At 62.1% G+C, this 17,553-nt stretch carries 16 protein-coding genes and 2 pseudogenes; 5 read left to right on the top strand and 13 right to left on the bottom strand.

Going from position 1 to position 17,553, the window contains the following annotated elements:
• Positions 1-74: 74 nt before the first annotated feature.
• The 8 genes from LDP01_RS22965 to LDP01_RS22930 all read right to left on the bottom strand — a co-directional run bounded on the left by LDP01_RS22965 (position 75) and on the right by LDP01_RS22930 (position 7,800).
• Entirely contained in the window at positions 75-710 is a 636-nt protein-coding gene (locus LDP01_RS22965) for a cysteine hydrolase family protein (RefSeq protein ID WP_224094447.1), read from the bottom strand.
• Between the two features lie 78 nt (positions 711-788).
• Positions 789-2,384, bottom strand: coding sequence for an ABC transporter substrate-binding protein (locus LDP01_RS22960; RefSeq protein WP_224094445.1), 1,596 nt, complete (start codon positions 2,382-2,384; stop codon positions 789-791).
• 28 nt (positions 2,385-2,412) lie between these two features.
• Complete coding sequence (locus tag LDP01_RS22955; protein ID WP_224094444.1) at positions 2,413-3,243, bottom strand: MBL fold metallo-hydrolase; 831 nt, start codon at positions 3,241-3,243, stop codon at positions 2,413-2,415.
• Positions 3,244-3,252: 9 nt separating this feature from the next.
• Positions 3,253-4,080 carry an MBL fold metallo-hydrolase gene (locus LDP01_RS22950; protein WP_224094443.1) on the bottom strand — a complete coding sequence of 276 codons (828 nt, stop codon included), beginning with the start codon at positions 4,078-4,080 and terminating at the stop codon, positions 3,253-3,255.
• Between the two features lie 51 nt (positions 4,081-4,131).
• Positions 4,132-5,217, bottom strand: coding sequence for an ABC transporter permease (locus LDP01_RS22945; protein WP_224094442.1), 1,086 nt, complete (start codon positions 5,215-5,217; stop codon positions 4,132-4,134).
• Positions 5,214-6,017 (bottom strand): ATP-binding cassette domain-containing protein, encoded by an 804-nt coding sequence (locus LDP01_RS22940; protein WP_224094441.1) that lies wholly within the window; start codon positions 6,015-6,017, stop codon positions 5,214-5,216. The genes LDP01_RS22945 and LDP01_RS22940 overlap by 4 nt, the downstream gene beginning before the upstream one ends.
• A 2-nt stretch (positions 6,018-6,019) precedes the next feature.
• Positions 6,020-6,916 (bottom strand): ABC transporter ATP-binding protein, encoded by an 897-nt coding sequence (locus LDP01_RS22935; protein WP_224094440.1) that lies wholly within the window; start codon positions 6,914-6,916, stop codon positions 6,020-6,022.
• Positions 6,913-7,800: an ABC transporter permease gene (locus LDP01_RS22930; RefSeq protein ID WP_224094439.1), complete on the bottom strand. Its 888-nt coding sequence runs from the start codon at positions 7,798-7,800 to the stop codon at positions 6,913-6,915. The genes LDP01_RS22935 and LDP01_RS22930 overlap by 4 nt, the downstream gene beginning before the upstream one ends.
• Positions 7,801-8,241: 441 nt before the next feature.
• Here LDP01_RS22930 and LDP01_RS23545 point away from each other — a divergent pair, with 441 nt between their 5' ends.
• The 5 genes from LDP01_RS23545 to LDP01_RS22910 all read left to right on the top strand — a co-directional run bounded on the left by LDP01_RS23545 (position 8,242) and on the right by LDP01_RS22910 (position 11,613).
• On the top strand, positions 8,242-8,823 hold the full coding sequence (locus LDP01_RS23545) for an aminotransferase class IV (protein WP_527249103.1): 582 nt from the start codon (positions 8,242-8,244) through the stop codon (positions 8,821-8,823).
• Entirely contained in the window at positions 8,744-9,217 is a 474-nt protein-coding gene (locus LDP01_RS23540; protein WP_527249102.1) for an aminotransferase class IV, read from the top strand. The genes LDP01_RS23545 and LDP01_RS23540 overlap by 80 nt, the downstream gene beginning before the upstream one ends.
• Before the next feature lie 12 nt (positions 9,218-9,229).
• A complete protein-coding gene (locus tag LDP01_RS22920) occupies positions 9,230-10,195 on the top strand; it encodes an acetamidase/formamidase family protein (protein ID WP_224094438.1) in 966 nt (321 codons plus the stop codon).
• Positions 10,188-10,634 (top strand): amidohydrolase family protein, encoded by a 447-nt coding sequence (locus LDP01_RS22915; RefSeq protein WP_263433801.1) that lies wholly within the window; start codon positions 10,188-10,190, stop codon positions 10,632-10,634. The genes LDP01_RS22920 and LDP01_RS22915 overlap by 8 nt, the downstream gene beginning before the upstream one ends.
• Before the next feature lie 100 nt (positions 10,635-10,734).
• Positions 10,735-11,613: a dihydroorotase gene (locus LDP01_RS22910; protein ID WP_263433800.1), complete on the top strand. Its 879-nt coding sequence runs from the start codon at positions 10,735-10,737 to the stop codon at positions 11,611-11,613.
• A gap of 63 nt (positions 11,614-11,676) precedes the next feature.
• Here the strand turns inward: LDP01_RS22910 and LDP01_RS22905 are convergent.
• From LDP01_RS22905 to LDP01_RS22885, 5 genes and pseudogenes are all read right to left on the bottom strand, one after another.
• Positions 11,677-13,255, bottom strand: a pseudogene (locus LDP01_RS22905) (carboxyl transferase domain-containing protein).
• Positions 13,256-14,521 (bottom strand): CaiB/BaiF CoA transferase family protein, encoded by a 1,266-nt coding sequence (locus LDP01_RS22900; protein ID WP_224094435.1) that lies wholly within the window; start codon positions 14,519-14,521, stop codon positions 13,256-13,258.
• A gap of 19 nt (positions 14,522-14,540) precedes the next feature.
• Positions 14,541-15,770: an amidohydrolase gene (locus tag LDP01_RS22895; RefSeq protein ID WP_224094433.1), complete on the bottom strand. Its 1,230-nt coding sequence runs from the start codon at positions 15,768-15,770 to the stop codon at positions 14,541-14,543.
• 49 nt (positions 15,771-15,819) lie between these two features.
• Positions 15,820-16,552: pseudogene (locus LDP01_RS22890) on the bottom strand (hypothetical protein).
• Between the two features lie 73 nt (positions 16,553-16,625).
• A complete protein-coding gene (locus LDP01_RS22885) occupies positions 16,626-17,402 on the bottom strand; it encodes a DUF5058 family protein (protein ID WP_224094431.1) in 777 nt (258 codons plus the stop codon).
• Positions 17,403-17,553: the final 151 nt, after the last annotated feature.

Below are 17,553 nucleotides of genomic sequence, written 5' to 3'. Positions count from 1 at the left end.
GCTTCTCCTCTCCGTGGTTCCGTCGGTCGAATCAGGAGCTGGCGCTGGCCGAATCCCACACCTCAATGGCTTGGTCAAGCGTGCAGACATCGTGGCGGGGCCCTCATGACAGTCAGCGCAGCGTCGTGGATCACGGTGTCGTAGGCGCCCACGGCGTCCTCGATCAGGACTGCATAGAAGTCGTTATGAACCGCGTCCCGCAGCGTGGCCTCGACGCAACCGCCTGTAGAGACGCCTACCAAAGCGACTGATTCGATGCCCTGGCTCCGTAGCAGGAGCGCCAATTCCGTGCCCACGAATGCGCTGGGGCGGCGCTTTGTGATGACGACTTCGCCTTCTTCAGGCATGCACTCGGCGCAGAATTCCGTGGCCGGATCGCCCTTGAGGCTGAGCCTGCCAAGATCGATCGGCCGCCCGTTGGCAGCTGTGTACAAAGCCCGCAGCCACGCGGGAGGCGAGCTGGCGCCGTCGGGAAGGTTTTCGACCCGGATGTGGAAGATCGGCACGCCATTCTTCCGCGCAGACTCAATTGCCCTGCCGCAGTTCTTGGCGACGGCAGGCATCATGCTCAGGTCGTGGCCGGAATCGCCGATGGCGCCGCCGGCGTAGACGGCTCCTTCCTGCATATCGATAACCACAAGGGCCGTAGTGGCCGGATCCAGTAACTCCTGCAGGGTGTCGCGGACCTGCTTTCCGCAGATTTCAATCATCGAAGTCTTCCTTCTGTAGGGTGATGCCGGCCGGGTTTCGACGGCGACCGGCCGGCATCACGCGTAGCTACCGGCGGGCTAGCGGCCCAGGGAATTGAAGTGGATTTGGCCATTGGTCAGTGGAACCGCACCCGAGAGACCGTCCCTGGTGACCAGCACTCCCCTGGTTTCAACGAGCGACAGAATGGCTGCGCCCTCATCCACCAGCCCGGCCATCTTCTTGAGAAGGCCATCGCGCTTTTCCGTTTCCTGGTCCGGAGTGGCCGCGAGTTCGCTGCGTGCCTTATCGAATTCAGGGTTGGACCATCCGGTGCTGTTACTGGGAGCGCCCGTGCCGTAGAACGCGTAGCTGTAGAAGGCGGGATCGGCGATGACGATCGGCTCCGAGTACAGCACCGCCTGGTACCGGCCATCGATGAGCGCCGTCGAGAAGTCGGTGGAGCTGGCCACATTCTGCAATTGGACGTCGATGCCGACTTCCTTGAGCATGGACTGGATCAGGACCGCAGACTTTGCGGCTACGGGTCCAGGACGCGTAACGCTGTAACTAAGGGTCATCGGGAAACCATTGCCATATCCGGCTTCGGTGAGCAGCTTCCTGGCCTCGTCCTTGTTGAACTTGTAGATCGGGGAGTCCCCGACATTGGGGAAGATTGAACCTGCGGGTTCACCAAATCCGGCGTACGCACCCTTGATCAGCGCCTCGCGGTCGATAGCCATGGAGACTGCGTGCCGAACCTTGGGGTCGGCAAGCGGACCGGTCTTCGTGTTGATCATCATGGTGTCTCGGGTCTGGCTGGGGCAGTTCAGGACAGTCACGCCGGGAGACTTCTCCAGTGACTTGTACTGGTCGTATTCAAACCCATTGGCTACCTGCACTTCGCCGGTTTCCACCAACTGGCTGCGGGTAGCGGTGCTCTGGACAGCCTTGACGGACACGCGCTTAACCGTTCCGCGAGTGCCCTCCCACTGAGGATCGGCCGTCACCGTCAGGGAAGCTCCGGGAGTAAACTCTTCCAGCTTCCAGCCGCTGTAGTCGGCGAGGTTCTTGGAAAGCCAGGCGTTGGCGGTGGGGTCATCCGCCGTGGCATGCTTCTTTGCCTCGGTGCTGTCGTGGATGTAGAAGAGGTTGTTTTGCAATGATTCTTCTGTGTAAGAGGTAAGTCCGGTGGTGTTCAACTGGAAGGTGCGCTCGTCGATCACCTTGACCAGATTGTCAACGTTGAAGCCGCTGCTCTTCAGCGTCCCCTTCATAACCGGCTGACGCTTCATGCCGATGTCGAAGCTCCATCGGACATCCTCGGCCGACAGTGTGTTTCCAAACTGACTGGTGAGCTTGCGAAGGGTGACTATCACACCCGTTCCGTCGGGGCTTGGTTTGGCGCTTTCGGCCAGCCTGCCCGATACCTCTGTGGACGGCGCGGGGCAAGACTTTCCGTCGCTTGTTCCAACCTTGTATTCGAGGAGTTGCGAGCCGAGTCCACTCAGCACCACGTGGGAGGCGCTGCCGCCCCACGGTGCGGGCGTCAGGCTGTCAGGCAGGGCGCCCACAGCAACAACAACGTTTTCAATGGATTTGGTAGCTGCAGTTTGCGGGGCTGGACCCCCGCAGGCAACAAGGCTTGTGGTGAGGGCTATTGCAGCGCCTCCGGTGAGCAAACGCAGACTTTTCATGAAGGTGGCTCCGTTTATTGGGGGGAAGCTACGGCTGTGCAGTCTCGTAGCGGTATGCCCGCTTGTGGCCGGCCCGGATGATGGGCTCCACATCGCGGATGTTGCTAATGAAATTGCCGTGGGTTGGGGCCACGGATGTGACGCCGAGTTCATCAATAAGGTGAAGGACGCGGTCATATACTGCGTCTGCGTCATTTGCGAAGCGTGCCCAATAGAGGGCACTTCCGGTGAAGAACGCCGCGTTTTCGACGGCGATGGGAACCTGCAGTTCTCCGGTGGTCAAACCGCATTCGCCCGGGAGGTGTACCGGGTCTTCGTCGTCGAGCTCGGGGCGGTGCATGTAACAGAAACCGTCGGCGGTGAAGAGCACGCCGGCTCCAGGCGCGAATCCCCATTGGGTGTTGGGCAAGTCCCGGATGAGGGCTTCCACCACCACAAACTCCTGCCCACCAAGATCCACCTTGTCCCCGGGCACCTTTGCGTGGAGATTCGGAACGATCTGCGGGTAAAACAAGTGGTAGTCGCGGATGTCACCCACCACCTGGATGTTCGGATACTTCTCCACGAGCCTTGGCAGGTTTCCGGTGTGCGGAAGCTCAGGGTGCGTGGGGAAGACGTAGGTCAGCTCCCGTCCATCCAGCAGCTCATCCAGAGTGCTTGAAATGATTGGCCAACTGGACGGGTTACCGGTATCGACCAGGATGGACGAGTGTTCGCCCTGGACCAGGTAGGTGGAGTTATGGCCGTGGATCACGCGGTCGGCCAAGTGGAACGGGAGGCAGGAACTCATCCACGTGACGCCCTTCGCGACGCTGCGTGGGAGGTCGCTGCTCATCGTCTCTACGAGTTGTTCTTCCATGGTTCTCTCCTAAACCAACTGCGGGGTTAGCGCGTCGAGCATGAAATCGAGGTGCCGGCGAACCACGTCGCGTCCCTTGAGAACGCAGCCGCGGGAGGGTGCGATGATCTCTGGATCCAAGGTGTCGAACTTGTCCTGGAGCCACTCCCTCAGGGGCTCGCACGTGGAGCGCGGAATCCACTCGTACTTCGCATACAGGTGCCCGGCCACCTGTTCCACCGTGGTGGTGTCCTCCACTGTGGAGTCGATAATGCGCTGGCCGTCGGGCCGGTCCATAACGCCGTGCGTGAAGGTATCCGAGGTGAACAGCGTGCCCGTTTCCTGGTCCCAACCCCAGAAGGTGGGAAGGAGGCGCAGGAGGGGCGATTCCACCTGGAGCACGCGGCCGGGTGCTATCTGGATCTCGGCAGCCCTGGCCAGGGAGTCACCTTCTTCGGTTCTGTGCGCGTCGATCTGGTGGCGCCTCCCGCGTAGTGCCATCCTGCTCAGGTCATCGAAGGCATCGAAGGGGTTGATCACCCCGCCAGTGAAGAGCCGCTCGATGTCGAACCGCCCGGCGATCCGTTCGAGGTTGGACACACAGTCCATCTCGCTTCGGGTGAAGAAGATGGATACTCCCCCGCCTTCACCAATGAGCTCCGCCAGGTCGTCAAGGATCTCTTCGCTGTGGACAGCCAAACCTGAATCAACCAAAAGGCTGGAGGTTCCTTCGGCCAGGAGGTAGGCGTTCGACGGCTGGAAGCCTGTTGCACCTTGCGGAACCCAGCTCACGCGGCCGTCGAGCGGGATGTTCCCGCCAAGGACCGTCAACTTGTCTGCATGCAATGAAGTGAACATATCTTCAATCTATTGAATCTGGAGGGTTTGTCAAGGATTTTCTTTGGGCGCCTAACCCTGCTGCACGGCAGGCTCTACGACCGGCTCTGCAGCAGGGGCCGGTTTCGAGGGACGCCTAACGCCACTTTTTGCGTTGTTGCGTGTCCTGGGATCCAGCAGCGTAATCAGGGTGTCCAACAGCACGTAACCAAGGAGGCTGGTAGCACCCATGATCAGCACAAACCCCTGTATGACGGGTACGTCGCCCTTAAGCACCCCGTCCAATGACCAGCCACCAACACCTGGCCAGGAGAAGACACTTTCCACAATTGCCGCACCGCTCAACGCGGCGGCAAACAACAGCACCATGTAGGTCATCAAGGCTCCCCTCACGTCGCTGAGGGCGTAGCGGAACACCTGCAGCGGCTTCAGTCCGCAGGCCCTCGCAAATTCGATCTGCGGTGAGTTGAGGACTTGGAGGAGACCGGTCCTGACGGTCTTTCCAAAGGGAGCCGCAAAAAACAAGCCCATGGTGATAATCGGCAGCACTGCCCTGCTGAGGATGGATTGCATCGTCCCCCATTGCCCGGCGAGCATCGCATCCAGCGCCAAAGATCCCGTGACTTTAGGTGGCGGGATATCGGAGCTGGAAAGCATGCCCAAGGGTGCGGGGGCCAGATGGAGTTGCTGATAGAAGATAAAGAGAAGAAGGAGCGCCAGGACAAACTCCGGCATGGCCATGAGGACGGAGACCCCTGCAGTGAATGCCTTGTCTGCCACGCGCCCATATCGGTAGGCCGCAAGGGTACCCATTCCCATTCCAATGAGCAGGGCCAGCACCAGCCCAGGCACCAGATAGACAAGCGTGTTGGGCAACCGCGTCCAGATCTCGCTGGAAACCGAGCTTCCGGTGAAGAAGGAATTTCCCAGATCTCCGCTCAACGTCCGGCCAATGTAATCGAAGTAGCGGTCCCAAAAAGGCTTGTCCAAACCGAGCTGGCTATTGATGCGGGCAATATCGGTTTCAGTAGCGTACTCACCCAATAGCGCCACGGCCGGGTTACCGGGGAGCAGGGAAACCAATCCAAAGCTCAGGGTAATGAGTCCCAACAGGAGTAAAAGGGCAATAACAATACGGGAGAGGATGTACCGGATCATGCCATGGCCTCCTTGGCTCCTGGGTTGTAGGGAATGGGAGGCATTGCCGCGGACATCAGGGCCTGTGTGTAGGGCTCCTGGGGATTGGAAAGAACGTCATCCGTGGAACCTGTTTCAACGAACCGTCCGCGGTGCATGACAGCCACGCTGGTACAAAAGTGACGGACTGTATCAATGTCGTGGGAAACGAAGACATAGGTCAGGCCCCTTGCCACCTGGAGCTTGGCCAACATGCGCAGGATGGATGCCCGGATGGTCAGGTCCAGTGAGGACGTCGGTTCATCCAGGACCACCAGCGTCGGGTCAGTGACGAGGCAGCGGGCAATGCCCACCCGTTGCTGTTGCCCACCACTGAGGTTGGCGGGACGCCTGCCGAGGAAATCCTGCGACAACCCCACCTCTTCGAGCGTGTCCGTGACACGGCGCAGACGTTCGGCCCGGGAGCCATATGTCTTCGCAACGATCAGCGGCTCTTCGACGATTTGGCGGATCGTCAAACGCGGGTTCAGGGACGCGAAAGGCTCCTGGAACACAATCTGCCAGCGCCGGCGTCGTTTTCTTAGCTGCGCTTTCGACAAGTCCCGGATGTCCTCGCCCTCCAGGAGGATCGTGCCCGAATCGGCTTCAATGAGCCTGAGAATCAGGCGGCCCAGTGTGGACTTGCCGGAGCCGCTCTCGCCAATGATTCCCAAGGTTTCGCCCCGTTCGACGGCCAATGAGACTCCGTCCACCGCAGTGACGAGTTGCCCTTGGGGGCTTCGGAACGTTTTCCTGACATCCTTCAGTTCGATGATGGGCATGGTTAGGCACTCCTGGATGGAGAGAGAACGGTGGGATTCGTTGTGTCGGAAGTTTTCGGCTGCGCGCTGGCGGGCCTCCCGGCCTCCGGCTCTGCTTTGCCGGGCGCAGCGGCCTTCGGCTGCACTACTGAGTCAAGCAAGGACACGGTGTAGGGATCCTTCGGATGGACAAAAACCTCAGACACGGGTCCATGTTCAACAATCCGGCCGCGGTACATCACCAGGACGCGATCGCAGTAATTGGCCACCACTCCAAGGTCATGCGTGACGATCAACATTGACCGTCCACTCCCTTTCGTCAACCGGGTGAGCGTGTCCAGTACCTGGCGCTGCACGGTGAGGTCCAGGGCCGTGGTCGGTTCATCCGCAATAACCAGACGTGGGTTGAGGTACAGCGCCATGGCGATGACGACGCGCTGAGCCATACCGCCGCTGAGTTCGTGCGCATAGCCACGCATTACCCGTTCGGGTTCGTTGACACCGGAGGAGGCCAATAAGTCGAGCGCCCGGCCACGTAATTCGGCGTCCGCCCTCAGCCCGTGGGCTTTGGCGATGTTTGCGAACTGCTTCTCGATGCGGACCACCGGATTCAACGCGCTGAAGGGGTTCTGCGCCACGAAGCCGATCTCTTTGCCACGGATATGGCGAATCTGCCGCTCCGGCAAACGGATCAGATCCTGGCCGTGGAATTCGGCAGTACCTTCCATGACACGTCCGGGAGGCATCAGCAGCTTGATCACCGAGCGCACAACAGTGGACTTCCCTGATCCCGACTCACCCACGATGCCCACGACTTCGTTGGCGCCGACATCGAAGGAGATACCGTGCAGGGCCCGCGTTATTCCGCCGCGGGAGTGGAACTCGGTGACGAGGTCCTGTACGTGAAGTCCTGTCATCATCGCGCCCTTTCCACTCGCTCGATCTTGGTTTCGATTCCCCCGGCGATCACGTTCAGGGAACCAATCGCCAGGAGCATGGCAAGCGTGGGAAAGGCAGCAGCCCACCATTCCCCGCGAATCAGCATGCTGACGCCATCGTTGATCATTGCCCCCCACGTGGGTGTAGGCGGCTTCACGCCTACACCCAGGAAGTTCAATGCAGCAATGGTTCCGAGCGCGTTGGCAGCGGTGAGCGTTGCCTGCACCAGAACCACGCCATATGCGTTGCGGAAGATGTGGTTGAAGGCGATGCGGATCGGAGAACAACCAATCGCTGCGGCAGCCTCCACATATCGCGCGGACCGAAGTGCCAGCGCCGCAGCGCGGGAAAGTCGCACAAACCTGGGCGCAGCCACGATAGCGATCGCAAGGACCACGTCCGTCGCCCCACCACCCATCAGCTTGATGGAGACCACCGCGATCACAATGATCGGAAGGGCTGCAAATGCGTCAATGACGCGCATGATGGCATCGCCGAGCTTGCCGCTCGTTGCGAACAGGCCCAAAGGAACGCCAACTACCAGCGACAGTGCCGTGGCGGCGAGGGCAACTGGAAGGTCCAGCTTCGCAGCCTCGATGGTGCGGGAGAAAATGTCCATCCCATTTCCATCAGTGCCAAACCAATGGGTCCCGTTGGGTGCAATACCGATTGCGTCCGTATCCGGACGCAATGGGTCGTGCGGCAGCGGAGCCACCATGGCCATAAGCGGCAATCCCACAATGATGGTCACCGCGATTGCGACCATGATGGTGCTCGACCGGTTCATCAGGAGGCTCTGGCCGCGGCGGGCCCACCCCGTCACGCGGAGGCCGGGCGATGTACGCGGAAGCCCTTGAATGCTCATGGAGCCTCCTCACGAAGTCCGCGGGAGTTTGAGAGGGAGTTGTTAGGTGTGCTCGCGTTGAGCCCACTCACAATGTATTGAAGATCGTCCTGGCTACGGACCGATGGCTGGTACATGTTCAGCTCCTGTTCGGACCTTGACGGGCGAGGGCCTCATATCAAAGTCTCATCACTTTATTGAATTTGACTGTAGCGCCAAGTGTGACGAATTGCACTCCTTTTTGGGAAAATCGCCGGATTGGCGCACTTAGAGGAGCTGCAGTGCGGATTCTTCCTCGCTGGCCCCTCCGTGGCCACTTGCACCCTTGGAAGCGGCCACAAGACAGTCGGAACCATTGACATCACCGAGAAGGGACTTCAATATAGTGAGCAAGTGCCGCTTGAGATGAAGCTGCTGGCTGTCATGCCCGCCAGCACAGATAAATGAGGAACGGAACCTACCATGGACGACTTTCAAGAAGCAGCAGCCGCAGTTGGCACCAGGCAGCCAGCTCCCGGCCAGCCAGTAAAGTACCTCCTCCACGACGGCGAGCTGGTGGACTATGCCGATGCCCGCCTTCATGTGCTGAGCACATCACTGAAGTACGGCGTCGGGGTCTTTGAGGGCTTCCGCGCGTATTGGAGCGAGGACGACCAGCAACTGTACGCGTTCCGGGTGGCCGACCATATGAAGCGACTGATCGATTCCATGCGGGTCGTGGAAATCGACGGCCCACAGGACATCGACCAGCTCGGCGACCAGCTGCTCGGACTCATTCGCGCCAACGACCTGCGGGGCAACCTCCATATGCGGGCGCAGGTATTCGTCGATTCCAAGGATGGAAAGCCGGAAGACACGGGTCCCTCTACTGTCTTCATGGCAGCCATTCCCATGGGCAACTACTTCGGCGCAACCGGCCTGGATGTGCAAATCAGCAGTTGGGGCCCGCCTCTCCGATCGGTCCATGCCGCCCAGGGTCAAGTCAATTGCCAATTACCAGAACGGGAGGCTGGCCCTGTTGGAAGCCAAGCGAAACGGCTATGACGCCGCGCTGCTTCTTACCGAAAGCGGACATGTGGCTGAAGGCGCCGGTTACAACGTCTTCATGGTCCGCCAAGGGAGGCTGTGCACTCCCCCCGTCACCGACAGCATTCTTGAAGGAATCACCCGGGACAGTGTCCTGCACCTCGCCCGGACGGAACTGGGGCTCGACGTCGACGTCCGGCCCATCGACCGCACCGAGCTGTACTCAGCTGAGGAAGTGTTTGTCTGCGGCAGTGCCGCAGAAGTAAACCACGTTGCCTCGGTTGACCGCACAACTATCGGCGACGGAACAGCCGGGGACCTCACCCGCAGCCTCCAGGACCTCTACCGGAGGGCCGTGATCGGGCAGGTCGCCCAAGACCAGAACTGGGCAATACCCGTCTACCCGTCCTGAATGGAGGCACCCATGAACGAAACGCAGACGCTGCAGGAAGTGCCGCGCGTCGGATTTGGCAACGCCTCACTATCCTTCGAGTCCGCAGCCAAACCAGAACTTACCGTCGATCAGGGCGAGCATTTCTGGCTGGATGCGCGCAGCCTGCTCACTGGTGGCCTCTTCGAGGAGACCGGGGAGTACGAGAAACTGTCCATCCCTGTCACTGGTCCGGTTGCCATTCGCGGAGTGAACCCCGGCGATATTTTGCGAATAGACATCCACGAAATCAGGATCCACGATCGCGGTGCGATGGTGACGCTGGCAGGACGCGGCGGGTTCACCGACGGCCTGGGACGGGCAGGCCATGTAGTGGAGATCGCCAATGGCCATGTTGTGTTCGATGAGGACACAACCATTCCTGTGCGTCCCATGGTGGGGAAGATCGGAGTGGCACCTGTGGGTGCCGGCCCGAACTCCAGCACCGTAGGAATCCATGGCGGCAATATGGATTGCAAGGACGTAACTGCAGGTTCCGCCGTCGTGATCCCTGTCCAAGTAGCCGGAGCGATGCTGTACGCCGGCGACCTGCACGCGGCGCAGGGGGATGGCGAGTGCTCGCTGACCGCGGTCGAGGTCGAAGGCAGCGTGCGGCTCTCCTGCACAGTTGTTCCTGGGCCCACAATTCGAGTTGCAGACGGCATCCAGCGGCCAGTGGTCCTCAGCGGCGGTTCGGTCATAACAATCGGCGACGGCGACACCCTGGATGAGGCGGCAAGGCTCGCCTTGGACGACATGCTGGAACTGCTCCAAAGCGACAGGCAATGGTCGCGCGAAAAGACCGCGATGCTGCTGAGCGCGGCCGCGGACGTGTCCGTTTCACAACTGGTCAACGCCCGTGTCTCGGCCAAGGTCACGCTGGCCTCGCGCTATTTCAGAACTGAACCCTTCACCTTGGAAACTCCCGACACTACGAATGCGCAGGTCCCCCATGTTTGATCTCCTCCTGACCAATGGGTTGGTCGTCACGCCCTCCGGAGCCAGCAAGCTGGATATTGGTATTTCCGATGGCAAGATCGTCTCGCTTCGGGCACCGGGCGCGGGCGCACCCGACGAAGCCCGGGAGACGGTAGACCTTAAGGGTCAGCTCGTGGTGCCCGGCGGCGTGGACCCACACGTCCACACGAATTCCGTCCTTCCAACCGCTGCCGAGAGCGGCATCATGTGCTTCGGACCGGACCGCGTCAGCGAGGGCGCCATTTACGGCGGGACCACCACGCTTGTTGATTTCGCACATTGGAAGCCCGGTGACGAACTGTCCGAATCGTTCGCGCGGAAGTCCGCCGAGTGGGGCCGGCTCTACCTACACCGACTACGCGCTGCACGGCACGTTCAAGGAACCCGAAATTCCCTTCGAAGTTTTGGAGCAGATTCCTGACGCCGTGGCAGGCGGCCACGGCAGTTACAAGGTGTGGATGACGAATACGACGCCGACGCGGCCGAAACAGAAAACTGACTTGGGCAACATGTGGGGGCTGATGGAGCAAACGGCCGCCGCCGGCGCGATGCTCGCTGTGCACGCCGAAGACGACGACATCGTCATGTACTCCTACAAGAAGTTGCAGCGGGAGGGCAAGACCGGCATCGAGTACATGCATCACGCACACAACAACCTGTCCGAGAAACTTTCATTTCAGCGGGCGATTACGCTTGCCCAGCACGTAGGTGCACCCATCTACCTGATGCACGTCAGTGCGCGCGAAGGCGTGGACGCCATTCGCGAGGCCCGCGGACGAGGGCAGGCTGTATACGGAGAGATCCTTCCCCACTACGCCTATTTCACAGCGGACGACTACCGGCAGAAGAACGGCGCGATTTATCACACGTACCCGTCTCTGAAGTCCGAGGATGACCGTGACTCGATGTGGGAATCGCTGCTCAATGGCTCGCTCAGCACCCTGGCCACTGATGGAGTGTGCACCGATCTGGACGTCAAAACGCGTGGCAAGACCATATTCGACGCCACCGGTGGCCATGCCGGGGTGGAAATGCGGATGGCCGTGGCCTACACCGAGGGCGTCGCAAAGCGTGGCCTGGACCTGACGCGTTTCGTCGATATAACGTCTGCGAATGCGGCGAAGATCCTTGGCCTCTATCCACAGAAGGGCGTCATCTCGATTGGCAGCGATGCTGACCTGGCAGTCCTTGATACCAGTGCGGAACGCCAAATTACGGCCTCGGATCTTCACGAGGCAGACTACACACCCTGGGAGGGCTACAAAGTTGCGGCGTGGCCGAGCATGACCGTGCTCCGCGGAACAATCATGGTGAAGGACCGGAAGCTACTCAAGGGTCCCGGAGGTTCCCTGCTCAAACAACGCGTGTCCAGCGACGTGCTCAACCGGCCGGCTTGCTGACTGCCCCGCAAGGATAGGCTGAAGCCCTGCCCGCTGGCCGAGGAACGGGCAGGGCTCCGGCCGCTACGACACCAGCGCGCGATACTTTGCCCGTCGCTGCTGGAGCCCGGGGGCACCCCGCCGGGCAAGGCCTTGGAGCTCGACGGCGATCACGTCACCGATGCGGCGGCAGAAATCAACGGGTTCTTCCGCGGCGTCGGGATTCTCCTCCACCACCACGTCTACCACTCCGCTGGCTGCGAGCGCGGCGGCCGTGATGCCTTGGGCCTGCGCGAGTTCCGGAGCACGCGACGTGGTTCTGTGGACGATGGCGCTGGCACCCTCCGGCGGCAGCGGTGCGAGCCAGGCGTTCCGGGCAGCGATGGTCCGGTCGGCGGGCAGCAGTGCCAGTGCCCCTCCTCCGGTACCTTGGCCCACCATGACCGATAACGTTGGCGATCCGAGGCCCAACAGGTCATAGAGGGACCGGGCAATTTCGGTGGCCAGCCCACCCTCTTCGGCTTCCTTCGACAGTGCGGCACCTGCAGTGTCGATGATCGTGACGAGCGGCAGGTTCAGTTCCTGGGCGAGCCGCATGCCACGCCGCGCGTCCCTCAAGGAGGCGGGACCCATCGCTACGGGTCTGTCAACAGCAGCTGCATCGGAGCTGGTGCGGTGATGCCCCACCACCACACAGGAGGTCCCGCCAAAGCTGGCGAGTGCCACGAGCATTCCGTGGTCCTTGGCGCCATCGCCCGCACCGCGCAGCAGCACCACACCGTCCGCGGTCTCCCGGAGAAGCTCACCCGGAGACGGCCTGAGCGGATCCCTTGAGCGCAGCACGGACTCCCACGCGCCTACGTCCGAGGTCACTGCAGCCCCAGCATCCCGGGACGTGGCTGGGGCGTCCGCGCTGAGCAGGGAGGCAGCCATCGGGGTCACGGCAGCGTTAGGACGCAACAGGTCCAGAACACGCCCAAAGTAATCGCGCAGTCCTTCAGCGGGAACCACGGCGTCCACCAGGGCCGTGATCGAACAGGTTCTCGGCGGTCTGCACTCCTGAAGGGAACTGCTCGCCATGCAGGGCTTCGTACACGCGCGGGCCGAGAAAGCCCAGGAGCGCACCCGGCTCAGCCGCGGTGACGTGCCCCAACGAACCCCACGACGCCATGACGCCCCCGGTGGTGGGATGCCGCAGATACACCAAATAGGGCAGCCCGGCCGAACGATGCGCCTGGACCGCCGCCACAATCTCCACCATGGCCAGGAACGCACTGGTTCCCTCTTGCATGCGGGTCCCGCCCGACGCCGGCATGGCCACGAGCGGGAGGCCCAGATCCGTTGCACGTTCGACGGCGGCTACGAGCCTTTGCGCCGCGTCTCGCCCGATCGAGCCGGCCAGGAAGGCAAAGTCAGATGCGACAACCACCACGCGGTGGTTGCGTATCCGGCCTTCGCCCGTGAGGACGGACTCATCACTGCCGGACTTCTCGTGCGCCGCTTCCAGGTCGGCAGCGTAGTCAGCGGACACAGCATCAGCCGAACCCGAGGAACCCTGCGCGCCACGAACCGGACGATCCCACGAAACGAAAGTCCCGGCGTCGAGCGTTTCCTCCAGCAGCTCCCGGACCCCAAGCCGACGGCGGGTGGCAGTTGTCGCCATTCAGCCCACCTCCCCGGCGGCGAGCCATTCGCGGATTCCGTCGCCGTGCTGGTTGAGCAGCGGCGGCGCAGTGTGGGCACGGCGCGTGGACTCAGCGCCGTCGGCGTTGTCGAAGAAGCGCAATGGAGGCCCCGGCAAAGTGACGGGCCCCAGAACGGGGTGTTCGACGTCCACCAGCAGTCCTTGCGAGGTAAGCTGCGGCCACTCGTAGACTTCCTTGAGTGTCCGGACTTTCCCGGCCGGAATGCCTGCGTCGCTGAGCTTGGCGAGGAGTGGCTCGGCGTCGTAATCGGCGAAGGCAGCCTCCACAACGTCGATGACACGGGAGCGGTTTCGGACCCGGTCCGCGTTCGTGGCCAGGCCAGGAGCGTAGGGGTCGATTCCAAAGGCGGCAGCAAACGCCGCCCACAGTTTCTCGCTCCCAACGCTGATCTGGACACTGCCACCCCGGCAGCGGAAGAGCCCGTACGGCGCAATGGACGGGTGATGGTTTCCCTGCGCTTCCGGGGCTTCACCGGCAACGGTGACCTTGGTGCCCTGGAAGGCGTGGACACCCAAAAGGGACGCAAGCAGCGACGTCCGCACCACTTGCCCGCGGCCCGTATGCTCCCGTTCCAACAAAGCAGCCACCACGCCATACGCACCGTACATCCCGGACAGGAGATCGGCGATCGGCACACCCACCCGCTGTGGATCATTGGGCCCGGAACCGGTGAGGGACATGAGCCCGGCTTCGCCCTGCAGGATCTGGTCATAACCGCTGCGGTGCGATTCAGGACCGTCATGGCCGAAACCCGTGATGGAGAGGATCACCAAGCGCGGGTTGATGCGGTGCATGGCGTCGGTGCTGAAGCCGAGCCGTTCCAGAACCCCTGGCCGGAAGTTTTCCACCACGACGTCGGCGCGCTCCAACAGTTGACGGAGGACGGTCCGGCCGTCCTCGCTCTTGAGGTCCAGCGTGAGGGATTCCTTGTTGCGGTTGCATGACAGGAAGTACGTGGCTTGCGGATCGTCCTCCGGACCCACGAACGGTGGACCCCACCCGCGCGTATCGTCTCCCGTACCCGGGTTTTCAATCTTGATGACCCGCGCCCCAAGATCGCCCATCATCATGGCGGCGTGCGGACCGGCAAGTGCCCGGCTGAGGTCCACCACGAGCCTGCCGGCGAGCGGGCCCTGGGCTGCTTGCAGGTTTGGGCTTACCGACGGCGGTGCGTCTGTGGCGCTTTGTGGTTGGGTCAAAGAATCTGTCAGAGCTGAAGTCATGGGAATGTCCTTGAAATTCTCAGTTGCCCAGCCGGGACATCAGCACGGCGACGGCGGCCGAGACGCCTCCGGCCAAGGAGCCTTCCAGCTCGGGGGCGAAGAACGGCGAGTGGTTCACGGGGATGGGACCGGGGCCCTCGTGCCCGGCTGCAGGAGTTCCGCCGAACATCCAGAACACGGACGGCACTCCGATCGCCGTTCCCAGGTGCCCGAAGTCTTCGCTGCCCATCATCGGCGGGGTGATTTCCACCGACTCAGTCCCCAGCTGAGCGCGCAGTGCCTCGATCACGGCAGGAACGGCGTCGGGATCGTTGAAGCATTGCGGGAAGCGGTACATCTCCTCGATCTCAGGCTTCGGCGCGCCGGATGCGGCAGCCTCGGCCTCGATGATGCGACGGACAGCGGACAAGACAAGTCCGCGGACGTCCTCGTCGAACGTGCGGATGTTCAAAGTGAACTCCGCCGACGCCGGGATGATGTTCTCCTTGAGCCCGGCATGAAAGGTACCGACCGTTACGACGGCGGACTTCCGCGGGTCCAGCTCGCGGGACACAATCCCCTGGAGCCGGGTGACCATGTGCGCGGCCATAACGATTGGATCGATGGCATCCTGCGGCTGGGAGCCGTGCGACTGCTGGCCGTGAACCGTGACGCGGAGCGAATCGGCCATGGCCGCCACGGGACCGCTTGAAATGGCGACCGTTCGCACAGGGCGCGGCATGACATGCTGCCCGAAGACCACTTCCGGCCGGGGAGCCTTGTCCCACAGCCCGTCGTCGAGCATCGCAAGTGCGCCTGCCGCGGTCTCCTCCCCCGGTTGGAAAATCAAGACCAGGGTCCCGGACCAGGCATCCCGGTTCCCTGCCAGCACCTCGGCGGCACCGAGCAGGCTGGCCACGTGCGTGTCGTGGCCACAGCCGTGCATTACCGGAACCGAGGTGCCGTCCGGCAGCGTTCCGGTGTCCTTGCTGGCGTAATCCAGCCCGGTGGCTTCCTCGATGGGCAGGCCATCGGAGTCCGCACGGAAGGCAACCACGGGACCGTCGCCGTTCCTGAGGATTCCCGCCACCCCTGTGCCACCGCAGCGGAAATGCTCAATGCCCAGTGCGTCCAACTGCTCCTCGATCAGTGTGGCGGTGGCGAACTCCTGCATGGACAGTTCCGGATGCGCGTGAAGGCGCCGGTACAACGAGTGGAGCTTGGTTGTCTGTTCGCTGTCGAGCTGAAGTGCGGTAGCTGTTTGGCTCATGGTCCTGTCTTCCTTGTTTGTCAGTCGGGAGTTGTTTCGGGCGTGGCCGCTACTCGATGTGGATCGGTTTGGCCTCCATGACCTGCTTTCCGCGGAAGAACCACGCCAGCAGAATGGTTCCCAGCACGGCGATGGCGGTGGACACCATGGCCAGCGACGGCAGCAAGGGGAGCACCACGAAGACGACGACCGCCGAGACCAGCAGCGCGAAGACCGTGGTGCGGGGCTGCTTCATGGACACGATGGCCTGCACCAGGACTGCACCAAGAACCGTGGGCAGAACATACAGGCGGGTCACGAGAAGTACAGACGGCGGAATGACGCTGATCAGCCAGCTGCCCAGCAGCCCGACGAAGATCGCGAGGGAGATCAGGTGGACTGCGGCAGCACCGCAGATAGCGACGACGGCGGCAAGCTCCGCACGCTTACTGCCCGGCTTGGCGCCGATGTTGGTTTGGGCGATCAAGGGCCGCCGGCAGGAGCTTGTTGGAGATGTTGCCGATCATGAAGGCCTGGTACATGGCGGCTGGCCCGAGGATCGGGAAGTACGTGAGCGGCTCAACGATCCAGATGATGCCGAACGTTGCGGCGACGGCTGCGAAAGCGATCCAGAGTTGGGCAGGGCCGATGTCGAGGCCGCTGGCAAAGACCAGATACAGCGGCCCGGCGATGGAGATCAGCAATCCGCCGATCATGGTGATCTGTCCCCAGCGGGACGTGGTGCGGTTGAAGTCCGCCATGGCGGTATTCGTGGTAGCGGGAGCGGAAGTAATGGAAGACATGAGGGGTGTTCCTTTCGTGCTCAGTGGTCTGGCTGCAGGGCGGGAGTCGGGGTCAGGTGCTGGCGCCGTGCGCTCAGGCACCGACGGCCGGACCGACGGCGAGGTAGGCAGCGCCCAAGCCGATGACGATTGAGAATCCCAGTCCCCATTCGCGCAGCCAGCTCTTGCCGAGCTTCTTGGCCAACAGCAGGCAAATACCCATGACCGCCGCCGAGACAACGAAGGACAGGACGTGGATTCCGGATTTCGGCAGCTCGGTGAGTCCCAGGCAGGAGAACGCGCCGATCAGGGCGGCTGCCGGGACGATCGCCATGGCCGCCGGATTCACGGAACGGATCTTGGCGTCGCCCTTGCGGAGCAGCGGGGTCAGGATCAGGGTGGCAAGCATCCACATGGCGCCGCCGATGCTCATGGCGAAGAACGCGACCGCGAAGACGCTCTGCGTGTAACTGGCGTCGCCGAGTTTTGCTCCCATTGAACCGGCGGCGATGCCGGCTGCGGATACGTCGTAGGCGGCCGATCCGATCAGGCCAATCCTGGACAGGACAGCCGGCGCGCCAAAGAGCCCCAACAGGGCAATGGCCACGAGTGAAACGGCGAGTGAGGGTCCGATGGCCGAAACGGCTCCGGAGCGGAACGACGTCTTGATGTCCTGTGCGCTCATGTTCACGGAGGGAGCTGCGCGGCGGGCTGCCTTCATGAAAATGAGGGACTGGATGATGATGACGCCGAAGACGCCGGCAACGCAGATCCACAGGACGGGGTTGTTCGCGGTGGACAGGATGTCGGTTGAGCCGTTCGCGGCGAACGGTTGGAGTGCGAGGGATTGAAGTGCCAGGGGTTGATACATGGGGAACCTCCGGTTGGTGCCCGGCGCCAGTCCCCGGTCGACGTCCTTGTCCGGTAGGTACTGCGCTAAGGGCAAATCCTTGCCCAACGACCAGATCGGCCAGTGGGTTAGCAACACCTTCCGCTATGAGCCGGATCACACACAATAGCTG

Source organism: Arthrobacter sp. StoSoilB13, from assembly GCF_019977255.1.
In the GTDB taxonomy this organism is placed as follows: Bacteria; Actinomycetota; Actinomycetes; order Actinomycetales; family Micrococcaceae; genus Arthrobacter.
The sequence above is the reverse complement of the archived record's forward strand: the minus strand, read 5'-3'. Positions and strand labels throughout refer to the sequence as shown.

Bases quoted from the DNA above. Each gene is read 5' to 3' on its own strand.
- LDP01_RS22965 (WP_224094447.1), bottom strand. From the start codon at position 710: ATGATTGAAATCTGCGGAAAGCAGGTCCGCGACACCCTGCAGGAGTTA.
- LDP01_RS22960 (WP_224094445.1), bottom strand. From the start codon at position 2,384: ATGAAAAGTCTGCGTTTGCTCACCGGAGGCGCTGCAATAGCCCTCACC.
- LDP01_RS22955 (WP_224094444.1), bottom strand. From the start codon at position 3,243: ATGGAAGAACAACTCGTAGAGACGATGAGCAGCGACCTCCCACGCAGC.
- LDP01_RS22950 (WP_224094443.1), bottom strand. From the start codon at position 4,080: ATGTTCACTTCATTGCATGCAGACAAGTTGACGGTCCTTGGCGGGAAC.
- LDP01_RS22945 (WP_224094442.1), bottom strand. From the start codon at position 5,217: ATGATCCGGTACATCCTCTCCCGTATTGTTATTGCCCTTTTACTCCTG.
- LDP01_RS22940 (WP_224094441.1), bottom strand. From the start codon at position 6,017: ATGCCCATCATCGAACTGAAGGATGTCAGGAAAACGTTCCGAAGCCCC.
- LDP01_RS22935 (WP_224094440.1), bottom strand. From the start codon at position 6,916: ATGATGACAGGACTTCACGTACAGGACCTCGTCACCGAGTTCCACTCC.
- LDP01_RS22930 (WP_224094439.1), bottom strand. From the start codon at position 7,800: ATGAGCATTCAAGGGCTTCCGCGTACATCGCCCGGCCTCCGCGTGACG.
- LDP01_RS23545 (WP_527249103.1), top strand. From the start codon at position 8,242: ATGGACGACTTTCAAGAAGCAGCAGCCGCAGTTGGCACCAGGCAGCCA.
- LDP01_RS23540 (WP_527249102.1), top strand. From the start codon at position 8,744: ATGCCGCCCAGGGTCAAGTCAATTGCCAATTACCAGAACGGGAGGCTG.
- LDP01_RS22920 (WP_224094438.1), top strand. From the start codon at position 9,230: ATGAACGAAACGCAGACGCTGCAGGAAGTGCCGCGCGTCGGATTTGGC.
- LDP01_RS22915 (WP_263433801.1), top strand. From the start codon at position 10,188: ATGTTTGATCTCCTCCTGACCAATGGGTTGGTCGTCACGCCCTCCGGA.
- LDP01_RS22910 (WP_263433800.1), top strand. From the start codon at position 10,735: ATGGAGCAAACGGCCGCCGCCGGCGCGATGCTCGCTGTGCACGCCGAA.
- LDP01_RS22900 (WP_224094435.1), bottom strand. From the start codon at position 14,521: ATGACTTCAGCTCTGACAGATTCTTTGACCCAACCACAAAGCGCCACA.
- LDP01_RS22895 (WP_224094433.1), bottom strand. From the start codon at position 15,770: ATGAGCCAAACAGCTACCGCACTTCAGCTCGACAGCGAACAGACAACC.
- LDP01_RS22885 (WP_224094431.1), bottom strand. From the start codon at position 17,402: ATGTATCAACCCCTGGCACTTCAATCCCTCGCACTCCAACCGTTCGCC.